General features: G+C 33.1%; 14 protein-coding genes. 7 read left to right on the top strand and 7 right to left on the bottom strand.

Annotated elements, in window-relative coordinates:
• Positions 1–101: 101 nt before the first annotated feature.
• From pyk to AC4FRF_RS02520, 5 genes are all read right to left on the bottom strand, one after another.
• The gene (gene pyk, locus AC4FRF_RS02540; protein ID WP_491158292.1) at positions 102–1,535 is read right to left on the bottom strand and encodes a pyruvate kinase; all 1,434 of its coding nucleotides are present in this window, start codon (positions 1,533–1,535) and stop codon (positions 102–104) included.
• Positions 1,536–1,543: 8 nt separating this feature from the next.
• Entirely contained in the window at positions 1,544–2,032 is a 489-nt protein-coding gene (locus tag AC4FRF_RS02535) for an IPExxxVDY family protein (protein ID WP_491157877.1), read from the bottom strand.
• 114 nt (positions 2,033–2,146) lie between these two features.
• A complete protein-coding gene (locus AC4FRF_RS02530; RefSeq protein WP_491157876.1) occupies positions 2,147–2,887 on the bottom strand; it encodes a ribonuclease III family protein in 741 nt (246 codons plus the stop codon).
• 9 nt (positions 2,888–2,896) lie between these two features.
• Positions 2,897–4,150 (bottom strand): beta-ketoacyl-ACP synthase II, encoded by a 1,254-nt coding sequence (gene fabF, locus AC4FRF_RS02525; RefSeq protein ID WP_491157875.1) that lies wholly within the window; start codon positions 4,148–4,150, stop codon positions 2,897–2,899.
• A 175-nt stretch (positions 4,151–4,325) separates the two neighbouring features.
• Positions 4,326–4,562: an acyl carrier protein gene (locus tag AC4FRF_RS02520; protein ID WP_007137004.1), complete on the bottom strand. Its 237-nt coding sequence runs from the start codon at positions 4,560–4,562 to the stop codon at positions 4,326–4,328.
• A gap of 175 nt (positions 4,563–4,737) precedes the next feature.
• Between AC4FRF_RS02520 and purN the strand changes: the two genes are divergently transcribed.
• The 4 genes from purN to AC4FRF_RS02500 all read left to right on the top strand — a co-directional run bounded on the left by purN (position 4,738) and on the right by AC4FRF_RS02500 (position 8,873).
• On the top strand, positions 4,738–5,307 hold the full coding sequence (purN, locus tag AC4FRF_RS02515; RefSeq protein ID WP_491157872.1) for a phosphoribosylglycinamide formyltransferase: 570 nt from the start codon (positions 4,738–4,740) through the stop codon (positions 5,305–5,307).
• Between the two features lie 2 nt (positions 5,308–5,309).
• Positions 5,310–5,789 carry a ribonuclease HI gene (gene rnhA / locus AC4FRF_RS02510; RefSeq protein WP_491157871.1) on the top strand — a complete coding sequence of 160 codons (480 nt, stop codon included), beginning with the start codon at positions 5,310–5,312 and terminating at the stop codon, positions 5,787–5,789.
• A gap of 75 nt (positions 5,790–5,864) precedes the next feature.
• Positions 5,865–6,788, top strand: coding sequence for a PfkB family carbohydrate kinase (locus AC4FRF_RS02505; RefSeq protein ID WP_491157870.1), 924 nt, complete (start codon positions 5,865–5,867; stop codon positions 6,786–6,788).
• A gap of 186 nt (positions 6,789–6,974) precedes the next feature.
• Positions 6,975–8,873, top strand: coding sequence for an amidophosphoribosyltransferase (locus AC4FRF_RS02500; protein ID WP_491157869.1), 1,899 nt, complete (start codon positions 6,975–6,977; stop codon positions 8,871–8,873).
• Positions 8,874–9,217: 344 nt separating this feature from the next.
• Here the strand turns inward: AC4FRF_RS02500 and AC4FRF_RS02495 are convergent, their stop codons facing one another.
• Positions 9,218–9,826 (bottom strand): superoxide dismutase, encoded by a 609-nt coding sequence (locus AC4FRF_RS02495; protein ID WP_491157868.1) that lies wholly within the window; start codon positions 9,824–9,826, stop codon positions 9,218–9,220.
• 219 nt (positions 9,827–10,045) lie between these two features.
• Entirely contained in the window at positions 10,046–10,729 is a 684-nt protein-coding gene (locus tag AC4FRF_RS02490) for a ComF family protein (protein ID WP_491157867.1), read from the bottom strand.
• 98 nt (positions 10,730–10,827) lie between these two features.
• On the opposite strand from AC4FRF_RS02490, the gene AC4FRF_RS02485 reads away from it, so the two are divergent.
• The 3 genes from AC4FRF_RS02485 (at position 10,828) to AC4FRF_RS02475 (ending at position 14,015) form a co-directional block, all read left to right on the top strand.
• Entirely contained in the window at positions 10,828–12,369 is a 1,542-nt protein-coding gene (locus AC4FRF_RS02485; RefSeq protein ID WP_491157866.1) for a glycine--tRNA ligase, read from the top strand.
• A gap of 363 nt (positions 12,370–12,732) precedes the next feature.
• Positions 12,733–13,548, top strand: coding sequence for a LytR/AlgR family response regulator transcription factor (locus AC4FRF_RS02480; RefSeq protein ID WP_491157865.1), 816 nt, complete (start codon positions 12,733–12,735; stop codon positions 13,546–13,548).
• 176 nt (positions 13,549–13,724) lie between these two features.
• Positions 13,725–14,015 (top strand): hypothetical protein, encoded by a 291-nt coding sequence (locus AC4FRF_RS02475; protein WP_491157864.1) that lies wholly within the window; start codon positions 13,725–13,727, stop codon positions 14,013–14,015.
• Positions 14,016–14,111 lie beyond the last annotated feature (96 nt).

Genomic DNA, 14,111 nt, shown 5'->3' with positions numbered 1-14,111 from the left:
ATGTAGTGTATTGCTTATTTAAAAATACAGATTGGCTAAAATATAAAAATCCGTCTTATTTTTCAACAAGACGGATTCTTTATATTCAGGTTTATCTTTTATTAGATAATTTCCGAAACTCTCATAGTGTTTACCATTCCTTTTTCGGTAATAGGCATAGAAGCTAAGTTGATGATGTAATCGCCTGCTTGAACATGTCCTTTTTCTTTTGCAATTTTGTTGATATCTGTTACAGTTGTATCAGTACTTTCTTCTTTATCGTAGAAATAAGAACGAACTCCCCATAATAAACTCAATTGAGTAAGGATTCTTTTGTTTGAAGTAAATACTAAAATTTCAGCAGTATTTGGTCTCCATGCAGATAATTGGAATGCAGTATACCCACTGTTTGTCATAGTAGAAATAGCTTTAGCTTCAATAGAATTAGCCATAACCGCTGCATGACGACAAATAGTTTTAGTAATAAAACGGTTTGTTTTGATTTGTGGTGTGTTTTGTGGTACTTGAATTAGTGGAGAATTTTCTACTGCTTCAAGGATTTGAGTCATTTTTTGGATTACTTGTACCGGATAGTTTCCAGCAGCTGTTTCACCTGAAAGCATTACAGCATCAGCACCATCCATAACAGAGTTTGCTACGTCATTTACTTCAGCACGTGTTGGAGTTAAACTAGTAATCATTGTTTCCATCATTTGTGTAGCAACAATAACTGGAATACGAGCCATTTTAGCTCTACGGATTAAGTCTTTTTGTACTAAAGGTACTTCATGAGCAGGAAGTTCAACTCCTAGGTCTCCACGAGCTACCATTAATGCATCACAATAAGCTACAATTTTATCCATGTTTTCTAATGCTTCTGGCATTTCGATTTTAGCAACAATTGGAATTTTGTATTCGGCGTGTTCAGCAATTAAGTCTTGAAGATCTTTTAAATCTTGAGGTGTTTTTACAAAAGAAAGAGCAATCCAATCTACTTTTTGTCCAATGGCAAAAATAGCATCGGCAATATCTTTTTCAGTCAAAGCTGGAAGAGAGATTTTTGTATTAGGAAGATTAACTCCTTTTTTGGATTTCAATTCACCACCTTGAATTACTTTGGCAACGACTTCTGTTTTTTTATCTGTAGATACAATTTCGAAAATTAATTTTCCATCATCTAATAAGATTCTTTCTCCTGGATTTACATCATTAGGAAAGTTTTGGTATTTCATGAAAACTCTTTCAGCAGTTCCAAGAATGTCTTCGGCTGTTGTAAAAGTGATTAAATCACCGTCATTAACAACTACACCTTCGGTCATTACTCCAACGCGAAGTTTAGGGCCTTGTAAATCTGCAAGAATAGCTGTAGTGTACCCGAATTCCTCATTAAGGCTTCTGATGATTTTGATTCTGTTTTCTACGTCAGTGTAATCAGCATGTGAAAAATTGATTCTGAATACGTTAACTCCAGATTCAATCATATCCTTTATGATTTCTCTTGTGCCGCAAGCCGGCCCAAGGGTAGCCACAATTTTAGTTTTCTTGTTTGTTGTAATCATTTGCATTAAAAAATTAGATTGTTTTTAGATTTTATTTGTTTTGTTTCAACAGTATAAACTGTTGTTATGTTGTCTATAGTATTTAATATTGTTTTTATTTTAATAACATCAATGCTATCGTCGCTATTGTCTATTTTTAAAAAATAATCGGCTTTTTTACATTCGGGTAATAAATACACTTTGGTAGAAATCCCTTCGCTTGAATCCGAAAATAAGTCTTGAACTTGGTCGTTTTTTTCAGGAACAACCTCGTTTTTGTTTTGAACTAAGTTCCAGGCAACTGTGTTTTCTTCATCATAAAAATAGAATCTCGAAAATTTTGTTTCACCTTCTTTGATGTTTATATGAACTTCATCTGCGCTCTTTGCAAGATTTATAGGAAGTTTTTGATTGATACAATAGGCCAACCGATAATCTTCTAAAGAAGTATGAATGGCGATAAGATTGTAATCAATTTCATCAAATTCGTCAAGACTTAATTTATGAATAGCCATCTTCATTAAAAATAAAGATGTAAATATACTATTTCTGTCGAAGTTTAAGTGTTGAAAATATAATGATTTCGTTAAATTTAAAACGAAAACGTTGTAGCTTTGAGGAATTTAGTATTATTTTTTGTTCATTTTTTCCTGAAATGCAAAATAAGCACGTTGTGAAGCTTTTTCTTCCGCTTTCTTTTTTGAAGTTGCTCGTGCTTTTGCAATGACTTTTTCATCAATGCTTAATTTAACGCCAAATAGACGTTGTCCATCGATGGCATTGTCTTCAAAAATATCATAATGAAACTGTCTTTTCTCTTTCTGGCACCATTCAATAATTAAACTTTTGTAACTGATAACCTTGCCTTCAAGTCTTGAAATATCAACATAAGGAATGATTACCTTTTTCTGAATGAATTTTTCACAAAAAAGATATCCTTTATCTAAGTAGATGGCTCCAATAAGGGATTCAAAAATATTTCCATGAATGTTTTCTCCAAAATGTTGAACAGGAACTTTGCTTTCAACAAAGCGAATTAAGTCTAAGTCTTTACCTAGTTCGTTCAAATGTTCTCTACTTACAATTTTTGAACGCATTTTGGTAAGATAGCCTTCATCTCCATGTGGCGCTTCGTTAAATAAATGAGCGGCAATAACAGAACTCAACATCGCATCACCCAAAAATTCCAAACGTTCATAACTTATTGGATTGCCTGTAGAATCCAATTTTCCAGAAGAACGATGAGTAAATGCTTTTTGATAATGAGTAAGGTTTCCTGGAGCAAAGCCGATAATTTTTTGGATAGCATCAAAAAAAATCCCGTCTTCTTGAGAACGGGATTTTGTAAATATTTTTTTGAATATACTCATAGTATTCAATTAGAATCCTAATTTTTTCACTAATACACAAGCATTGTGGCCACCAAAACCGAAAGTATTACTCATAACAACGTTCATTTCTCTTTTTTGAGCAACGTTGAAAGTGAAGTTTAACTTAGGGTCAATTTTTTCATCATCGGTAAAATGATTAATTGTTGGAGGAACGATCCCGTGTTTAATGGAAAGGATGGCTGAAATAGTTTCAATTGCTCCAGCGGCTCCAAGCAAATGTCCTGTCATTGATTTTGTTGAGTTCAAGTTCATGGTATATGCGTGTTCTCCAAATACTTGTTCAATTGCTTTACTTTCGGCCATGTCTCCAAGTGGAGTTGAAGTTCCATGCATGTTTACTCCGTCAACATCAGTTGGTTTTAAGCCGGCATCTCTCAAGCAGTTTAACATTACATTTCTAGCGCCTAATCCTTCTGGGTGTGGTGCTGTAATGTGATGCGCATCGGCTGACATTCCGCCACCACCAATTTCACAATAAATTTTAGCGCCACGTGCTACCGCATGTTCATATTCTTCAAGGATTAAAGCTCCAGCTCCTTCTCCAAGTACAAATCCGTCTCTGTCTTTGTCCATTGGTCTGGAAGCTGTTTTTGGATCATCATTTCTTGTGGATAAGGCATGCATTGCATTAAATCCTCCCATACCTGCTATAGTTACTGCAGCTTCTGATCCTCCAGTTACCATAACATCAGCGTGGCCTAATCTAATATAGTTAAATGCATCAATTAATGCATTTGTAGAAGAAGCGCAAGCAGATACAGTTGTGAAATTGGGTCCTCTAAAACCGTATTTTATTGATATATGGCCACCAGCGATATCAGCAATCATTTTAGGAATAAAAAATGGGTTGAATCGAGGTGTTCCGTCACCAGCAGCATAATTAAGGACTTCAATTTGGAAAGTTTCTAAACCTCCAATTCCAGAACCCCAAATGACACCTGCGCGATCTTTGTCTAGTTTTTCAAAATCAAAATTCGCATCTTTTATAGCTTCATCAGTAGAAACTACAGCATATTGCGCATAACGGTCCATTTTTCTAGCTTCTTTTCGGTCTATAAATTCTTCAACATTGAAGTTTTTAAGTTCGCAAGCAAATTGTGTTCTAAATTTTGAAGCATCAAAATAAGTTATTGGTGCAGCTCCACTAACTCCGTTAATTAGACCATTCCAATACTCTTCAATATTGTTTCCAATAGGAGTAAGGGCACCTAAACCTGTTACAACAACTCGTCTTAATACCATATATTCTGTATTTTGTTATCTTTAAACAAACAAAACCCACGCTTTCTTTTGTGTTTTAGTACCTAAGAGCCATGGGTGTTGCATTATGTGTAATTGATTGAAAATCAATCGTTCTTTTTGTTTTTTTAAAATAATAACACCCGATAAACAGATTCTGTTATCGGGTGTAAGTGTATTATTTTTTAGCTTCTTCGATATAAGAGATAGCTTGACCAACAGTAGCAATGTTTTCAGCTTGATCGTCTGGAATTTGAATGTCAAATTCTTTTTCGAATTCCATAATAAGCTCAACAGTGTCTAATGAGTCAGCTCCTAAATCATTAGTGAAGCTTGCTTCTGTTACAACTTCGTTTTCGTCAACGCCTAATTTGTCTACGATAATCGCTTTTACTCTTGATGCAATGTCTGACATAATCTTTAATTTTAGAATTTAATTGGTGGCAAAAATAAAAAACTTTATTTTAAAATAACCATTAAGTTGATAAATGTGACATCTAAAATATAAAATAATTTTGAACAAAGAGTTCTCAAAGCTATTTAATTTCATTTTTTATTCTTTTTTTTGTGAGACTTAAACGTGATGAAATATGAAAAAAATAGTTGTTTTTGCTTCTGGATCTGGGACTAATGCTGAAAATATTATAAAATATTTTAAAGGAGGAACAATTGGAGAGGTTGTAAGTGTTTTTACAAATAATGCTAATGCAAAGGTGATTGATCGAGCAAAAAATAATGCTGTTCCTGTTGAGATTTTTACAAAAACAGAATTAAATGAAAGCGGATTAGTACAAAAAATAAATTCAATTCAACCAGATTTAATTGTTTTGGCTGGGTTTTTATTGAAATTTCCTGATGCTATTATTGCAGATTATCCTAATAAGATAATTAATATACATCCTGCACTGTTGCCAAAATATGGTGGAAAAGGAATGTATGGTATGCATGTGCATAGAGCTGTTGTTGAAAACAAAGAAAAAGAAACGGGTATTACTATTCATTATGTAAATGAGAATTATGATGAAGGTGCAACTATTTTTCAAAAACAGGTAACTGTTTTAGGAACAGATACACCAGAGGTGGTTGCTGAAAAAATTCATGAACTGGAACAGAAATATTTTCCTTTAGTTATTGAAGATTTGTTAAAGGCTAAATTGTAAGTTTGGAATATCAAGTACATATATATACTGATGGAGCCGCAAAAGGAAATCCGGGTCCTGGAGGTTATGGAGTAGTAATGGAACTAGTTGGGACTCCGCATAAAAAAGAGTTTTACGAAGGTTTTCGATATACTACGAATAACAGAATGGAATTATTGGCGGTAATTGTTGGGTTAGAGAAATTAAAAAATCCCAATATGAAAGTCTTGGTAGTTTCTGATTCTAAATATGTAGTAGATTCAGTAGTTAAAAAATGGGTTTTAGGTTGGGAAAAAAAAGCTTTTGCTGGGAGAAAAAATGCTGATTTGTGGAAACGATTTTTACTTGTTTATCGTAAACATCTTGTAGATTTCAAGTGGATTAAAGGACATAATAATCACCCTCAAAACGAACGTTGCGATGAATTAGCTGTATTTGCCTCAAATCAAGAATCCCTGTCAATAGATGCTTTTTATGAAAAAGAAGAGGGGAAGATTTTGTGATGATTTTGCCGCTTTTAACTTTTGCAAGATTGTAACTTATAAACTATCTTTGCACTTTAATTCGAAATTCATAAAATGAATAAATTATTGATTGTTGGAACAGTCGCTTTCGACGCAATTGAAACCCCATTTGGAAAAACTGATAAAATTTTAGGAGGAGCCGGAACTTATATTGGGCTTTCAGCAGCTTTTTTTAAATTACAATCTGCCATTGTCTCTGTTGTAGGTGACGATTTTCCACAAGAATATTTAGATTTATTAACGGAAAGAAATATTGATATTTCTGGACTTGAAGTTGTAAAAGGAGGGAAAACTTTCTTCTGGAGTGGACGTTACCACAACGACTTGAATTCGAGAGATACTCTGGATACGCAATTAAATGTTTTGGCTGATTTTGAGCCAAAAGTTCCTGAAAATTTTAAAAATGCTGATGTCGTAATGCTTGGAAACTTGCATCCATTAGTACAGAGCGGCGTTTTAGATCAACTAGAAAGCAAGCCAAAGTTAGTAGTTTTAGATACGATGAACTTTTGGATGGATTGTGCTTTGCCAGAATTGATGGAGGTAATTAAACGTGTTGATGTTATTACTGTTAATGATGAAGAAGCGAGACAGCTTTCTGGAGAATATTCTTTGGTAAAAGCAGCTGCTAAAATTCAAGCTATGGGGCCTGAATTTGTAGTAATTAAAAAAGGAGAACATGGAGCGTTATTGTTTCATGAAAACAATGTGTTCTTTGCGCCGGCATTACCATTAGAAGAAGTTTTTGATCCTACAGGAGCTGGTGATACTTTTGCAGGAGGTTTTGCAGGATTTATTACGCAGAGCGAGAATATTTCTTTCGAAAACATGAAAAATGCGATTATTTATGGTTCTAATTTGGCTTCCTTTTGTGTGGAGAAATTTGGAACAGAACGAATGGTCGACCTGGAAAAAGAAGAAGTTGTGTCCCGATTAAAACAATTTAAGTCGTTGACACAATTTGATATAGAATTATAATATTTCAAACCTCGGAAACGGGGTTTTTTTGTTCCATGTATACTCTAAATGGAGATTTCTTAATCTAGATTAACGGTTATTCGGACAAAAAAAGTGGAATTTTGTAATTTCAAATAAGAAATATCAAACTTTACAAAATAAGGTTTGATAACATAGATTAAAAACAAAACAACAAACACAACTACAATGAGCGACGCTTTAAAACATGAATGTGGAATAGCTTTAGTTAGACTACTTAAACCGCTTGAATTTTACAAGGAAAAGTATGGTTCTGCTTTTTACGGGATACAAAAAATGTATCTAATGATGGAGAAACAGCATAATCGCGGACAAGATGGTGCCGGTTTTGCTAGTATAAAAATGGATGTAGAACCAGGGGAAAGATATATTAGTAGAGTTCGTTCGAATCAGTCTCAACCTATTCAAGATGTGTTTGCTCAAATTAATGAGCGTATCAATGAAGAGTTGACAGCTCATCCGGAATATGCTGATGATGTTGCGGCTCAAAAAGCAAATATTCCTTATATAGGAGAATTGTTTTTGGGACACGTGCGTTACGGTACTTTTGGAAAAAATAGTATAGAAAGTGTACATCCTTTTTTAAGACAAAGTAACTGGATGCATCGTAATCTTATTTTGGCAGGAAACTTTAATATGACGAATGTTAAAGAACTTTTTCAAAATTTGGTGGAGTTGGGTCAGCATCCAAAAGAAATGGCCGATACGGTTACAGTAATGGAAAAGATAGGTCATTTCTTGGATAAAGAAGTGATGCAATTGTATCAAGATTGCAAGGCAGAAGGTTATTCTAAGCAAGAAGCTTCGCCAGTAATTGCTGAAAGATTAGATGTTGCTAAAATTTTAGCGCGTTCGGCTAAAAACTTAGATGGAGGTTATGCAATGGCAGGACTTTTAGGTCATGGAGATGCATTTGTATTTAGAGATCCAGCGGGAATTCGTCCAGCATATTATTATCAAGATGACGAAATTGTAGTAGTTGCCTCTGAAAGACCAGTTATTCAAACGGTTTTCAATGTGCCATTTGATAAAGTGCAAGAAATAGATCCAGGAAGTGCTTTGATTATTAAGAAGAATGGTGCTGTTTCTATGAAAGAAATTTTAACTCCTACGGTTAAAAAATCATGTTCATTTGAGCGTATTTATTTCTCTAGAGGTAGTGATGCTGAAATTTATCAAGAAAGAAAAAATTTAGGGAAATTAATTTTACCAGCAGTTTTGAATTCTATTGATCAAGATACTGATAATACAGTGTTCTCTTATATTCCTAATACTGCTGAAACTTCTTTTTACGGATTAGTTGAAGCAGCTCAGGATTTCTTAAATCAAAGAAAGAATAATTACATTTTAGCTAATAGAAATACGCTTACGGCTGAAACCTTACAAGAGTTATTAGCAGTTAAGATTAGAACTGAAAAGGTTGCTATTAAAGATGCTAAGCTAAGAACCTTTATTACTGCTGATGATAGTCGTGATGATTTGGTAGCTCATGTTTATGATGTAACTTACGGAGTAATCAAGCCTACGGATAACTTGGTAATTATTGATGATAGTATTGTGAGAGGTACGACTCTTAAAAAGAGTATTATTAAAATGATGGATCGTTTGAATCCTAAACGTATTGTGATTGTTTCTTCGGCTCCTCAAATTCGTTTCCCTGACTGTTACGGAATTGATATGGCTAAGTTAGAAGGTTTAGTGGCTTTTAGAGCAGCACTGGAGCTTTTAAAAGAAAGAAACATGTATCATATCGTTGATGAGGTATATGCTAAATGTAAGGCGCAAGAAGATTTTAAAGATACTGATGTTGTGAATTATGTGACAGCAATCTATGAGCCGTTTCAACCTCAAGAAATTTCAGATAAAATTGCCGAAATGTTAAGTTCGCCTGAAATTAATGCTGAAGTTAAGATTATTTTCCAAACGGTAGAAGATTTACATATAGCTTGTCCTAAAAACTTGGGCGATTGGTACTTTACGGGTGATTATCCTACTCCTGGAGGAAATAGAGTGGTAAATAGAGCTTTTATGAATTTTTACGAAGGTAAAGATGCAAGAGCATATTAATCGATAATTTGAGTTATTTATCGGTTTTTTAGGTTGTTTGTCTTGAATATTTGTACACAACATATAACTAGCATAAATTTGTAAGACCATAATATTAGTAGGTTAAGTTTATGGTAGATTTGGGGCAAAAAAGGTGGAAGTAATTCCACCTTTTTTATTGGAATAAAGTCAGAAAATAAGAGGGTAATACAAAATAGGAAAGACGAATAATCTAATACTAATTAGTTTGTTCGTCTTTATTATTGCAATAAAGTCTAGGTAAAGAATTGGGTAAAAAAAATAGACGAATGACTTTAGTGTCAATTCGTCTATTCTCTTTGATTCTATTTTTTTATAGAAAAAGACTATTTCTCTGAAGCATATCTTCTAGCTACTTCTGTCCAGTTAATTACATTGAAAAATGCTTCGATATAATCAGGTCTTCTGTTTTGGTAGTTTAAGTAGTAAGCGTGCTCCCAAACATCCATTCCTAAGATTGGAGTTCCACCGCAACCAACACCTGGCATTAGTGGGTTGTCTTGGTTTGGAGTTCCACAAACGTCAAGTTTTCCGCCTTTTTGTACGCATAACCAAGCCCATCCTGAACCAAATTGAGTTGCTCCGGCTTTAGAAAACTTAGCTTTAAATTCTTCAAAAGAACCAAAAGCAGCTTCGATAGCAGCTAATAATTCTCCTGTTGGTTGTCCGCCACCATTAGGAGTCATAACAGTCCAAAAAAGATTGTGGTTATAGAAACCTCCACCATTATTACGAACAGCACCGTTTGCCATATCAAGGTTAATCAATATGTTTTCAATAGTTTTACCTTCCATATCAGTACCAGCAATGGCAGCGTTTAGGTTAGTAGTGTAAGCATTATGATGTTTTGAGTGGTGAATTTCCATTGTTCTAGCATCAATATGTGGTTCTAGTGCGTCATACGCATAAGGTAATTGAGGTAATTCAAAAGCCATGATATTTTTGTTTAAGATTTATAAAATAATTTATCCAAAATTAAACATTTATGTTTGGAATTGGAAATTCTCGTTCGTTAAATAAATTAAATTATATGTTTTTTTGTTATTTTAATACGTAAAATATAGTTGCTTTCTAGTAATCAGTAAGTTATATGTAGCTTTTTGTGTTTAGAAATTATTCTTTTTAATGATTTGATATACAGTGTTTTGTTGAGCTTAGGATTGTGCCATTGCCATGCAAATGATACTAATTTTAACTCCTGGAATTTTTAATAGTGCACGACTACATGCTTCTAGAGTGGCTCCAGTTGTAATTACATCGTCAATAAGAATAAAATGTTTGTTATAATCATTTTCGGTGTAATGAATATCAAATATGTTTTCAATTCCCTCAGTTCTTCCTAAAAGATTTTTTTTAGACTGCGTTTTCGAATATACTTTTCGGTATAGAATGTTTTCGTTGTAATTCAATTTAAGATTTTCTGAAAGTGCTCTCCCAAAAGTACTTACTTGGTTGTATCCTCTTTCTTTATGTTTTTTAGGGTGTAAAGGAACTGGGATGATTTCATCGGCGTTTAATGTGTTTATGATTTCTTTTAAATCTTCAATGTACCATTGGCCAAGAATAGTTCCAATTTCTTGTTGACCTTTATATTTTAAATTATGAATAAGTTGTTGCACAATTCCTTTTTTATGAAAATATAAAAATGCAGAAACGTGTATTACAGGAATTCGCCCATAGAATTTATTATAAGCTTCATTTTCTTTTAACAAATGATGGTTTGTTAATGGGATATTATGTCTGCAAACACTGCAAATTACTTTTTCATTTGTCAATAAAATAGTATCACAACCCATACAGATTTTGGGAAAGAATAAGTTTATGATGCTATTTAACATATGATTCGCTTTGAGAATCCTAAAAATATAAAAATCAATGCTTCAAACTTTAATTATTTTCTTTTTTTTACAGTCACTTTTTATATTTTTGCACCACTATGGCAAAACAAGAAGATATATTTAAAAATGTAGTTTCGCATGCAAAAGAGTACGGATTTATTTTTCCGTCAAGCGAAGTTTACGATGGTTTAAGTGCAGTATATGATTATGCACAAAACGGTGTAGAGTTAAAAAAGAACATCCGTGAATATTGGTGGAAAGCAATGGTTCAGATGAATGAAAATATTGTAGGACTTGATGCTGCAATATTAATGCATCCAACTACCTGGAAAGCTTCCGGTCACGTAGATGCTTTTAACGATCCGTTAATTGATAATAAAGATTCAAAAAAGAGATATAGAGCCGATGTTTTGATTGAAGATTATGCCGAAAAGCTAAATCAAAAAGCAATCAAAGAAATCGAAAAAGCACGTGCTCGTTTTGGTGATGCTTTCAATGAGCAGGAATTTGTTTCTACAAATGCTCGTGTGAAAGAATATAAAGCTAAAGAAAGAGAAATTCTGGAAAGAATGGGACGTTCTCTAGGGAATGAAGATTTGGCAGATGTAAAAGCATTAATTGAAGAATTAGAAATTGCTTGTCCTGAATCAGGTTCTAGAAACTGGACAGAAGTAAAACAATTCAACTTAATGTTTGGTACCAAATTAGGTGCTTCGGCTGATTCGGCAATGGATTTGTATTTACGACCGGAAACGGCTCAAGGGATTTTTGTGAACTTCCTAAATGTACAAAAATCAGGAAGAATGAAAGTTCCTTTTGGAATTGCACAAACGGGTAAGGCATTTAGAAATGAGATTGTTGCTAGACAATTTATTTTCCGTATGCGTGAATTTGAACAAATGGAAATGCAGTTTTTTGTACGTCCAGGGGAAGAGATGAAACACTATGAATTCTGGAAAGAAGCCCGTTTAAAATGGCACTTATCTTTAGGATTAGGAAAAGAGAATTATCGTTTTCATGATCATGAAAAATTAGCGCACTATGCAAATGCAGCTGCTGATATTGAATTTAATTTTCCATTTGGATTTAAAGAATTAGAAGGAATTCACTCTCGCACTGATTTTGATTTAAAAGCTCACGAACAATATTCTGGTAGAAAATTGCAGTATTTTGATGCTGAATTGAATCAAAATTATGTTCCTTATGTAGTGGAAACTTCAGTAGGTTTAGATAGAATGTTCTTAGCTGTTTTTGCGACTTCATTAAAAGAAGAAGTTTTAGAAGATGGTTCATCAAGAACAGTTTTAAAGTTACCATCTGTTTTGGCGCCAACAAAAGCAGCAGTTTTGCCATTGGTTAAAAAAGATGGATTGCCAGAAATTGCACATCAAATCATTGCTGATTTGAAATGGGATTTTAATGTAGCTTATGATGAAAAAGATGCAGTGGGTCGTCGTTACAGAAGACAAGATGCTTTAGGAACACCTTTCTGTATTACAGTTGATCATCAAACAATAGAAGATGAAACGGTAACCATTCGTCATAGAGATTCAATGAAACAAGATCGAGTAAAGATTGCTGATTTAAGACTAATTATTGAAAACGAAGTTTCGATGAAAAATTGGTTGATGAAGATGTAATTTTTTCTAAGATAAAAGCTTAAAAAAAGGCTCTCCGTTTGGAGGGCTTTTTTTATTTTGGAACATGCTGTGTAAGAATTAGTTGAAAAAAAATAAATTTTGTAAAATTACGTATATGTCCTTAATCGGATTTATTTGCCCTTAATCAATTACTATTTACACTTCGTCGATTTCTAATAGTAACTAATCAAAAAAATAAGTTAAATGTTTATTTTTAACTTGTTAAAAGGCTGTTTTTTTGCTCAAAAAACAATTTTTTATCTAGTTTCCCCAAACTACCTATTGTTAAATTTAATTCATAGTTGGATAATTTTCGACTACTATTAATGTTGTGCTATCTAATTTAATTAGGAAGTGCCGCAAATGAATTATTCATACGTTATTATTGACGACAATCAAGAAAGTGTCTTAGAAACCAAAGCTATTGCTGATGGTTTTTCGGAACTCTCTTTTGTGGGTTCGGCTAATAATTATGAAGAAGGATTGAATTTAATATTAGAGCACAATCCACAATTGGTTTTTCTGGAAATAGATCCTGCAAACAAAAAGAGTAATCTCTCACTTTTACTTATAAATGAATTATATCGGTACCTTAAAGTAGTTCCTAAAGTCATTGTTACCACAACAAAAAAAGAGTTGGCTTTTGAGGCAATACAATACGAAGTGTCTGATTATTTAATAAAGCCTATTTCTCGTATTAATATTGTAAAATCGATACTGAAATTAGAAAAATCAAAGAATGTAGAGCCTTCTGTTCAGTCGATGTCTCGAGTCGAGATTGAGCAGCCTGTAGTTCCGGTGGTTCCAATAACAAATTCGGTTAAAAATGATCCACTTATCTTATGTATTAAATCATATGGTGATTACAGGTATATTGATGCTCGAGATATATGTTATTTACAAGCCGATAATAATTCAACCGATATCCATTTAAATTCAGGAGAAACGGTTACTGCTTTTAAAACTCTAAAACACTTTGAAGGTGTTTTATCTTTTCCTTTTGTTCGAATTCATAACAGTTATATTGTAAACAGCCAATGGATTTCCAGAATACACACTGGAAATGCGGTATGTTATATAAAGAACTCTACAGTAAAAATTCCATTTTCTAAATCATATAAGGCTAATATTGACCTTATAATTACTGAAATTTCGAACGGAAATTACCTCGAAATTTAAAAAACATCCATTCACCCAGATTTGGGTATCATCCACTCACAAATGACCGCATTCTACCATAAACGCTTAAAAACACGATTGTAATAGGGGTAAGCTATGTAATTTTACTACAGGAAAAGCAATAAAAGCTCTTTCAACAAACAAGTAAAAAAGTATAAAACATAAAAACCCAAATCATGAAAAAATCAATCGTAACAATTGGATTATTCTCTTTAATGATGATATTAACATCTTTTACCGCTTCGACTGAAAATATTGGAGGAACAAGAGATTATAAATCAGATTATTCTATCGGAGGAACAAGAGATTACAAATCAGATTATTCTATCGGAGGAACAAGAGACTACAAATCAGATTATGCTATCGGAGGAACAAGAGACTACAAATCAGATTATGCTATAGGAGGAACAAGAGACTATAAATCAGATTATTCTATAGGAGGAACAAGAGATTATAAAACAGATTAATCCCTTCAAACAAAATAAAAAAAGGCTGTCAATTTTGACAGCCTTTTTTTATGCTACAATCTTAAAATTAGTATTTTTGGTAAAATTTAAATCTAC

Source organism: Flavobacterium sp. ST-158 (assembly GCF_058309975.1).
The sequence above is the reverse complement of the archived record's forward strand: the minus strand, read 5'-3'. Positions and strand labels throughout refer to the sequence as shown.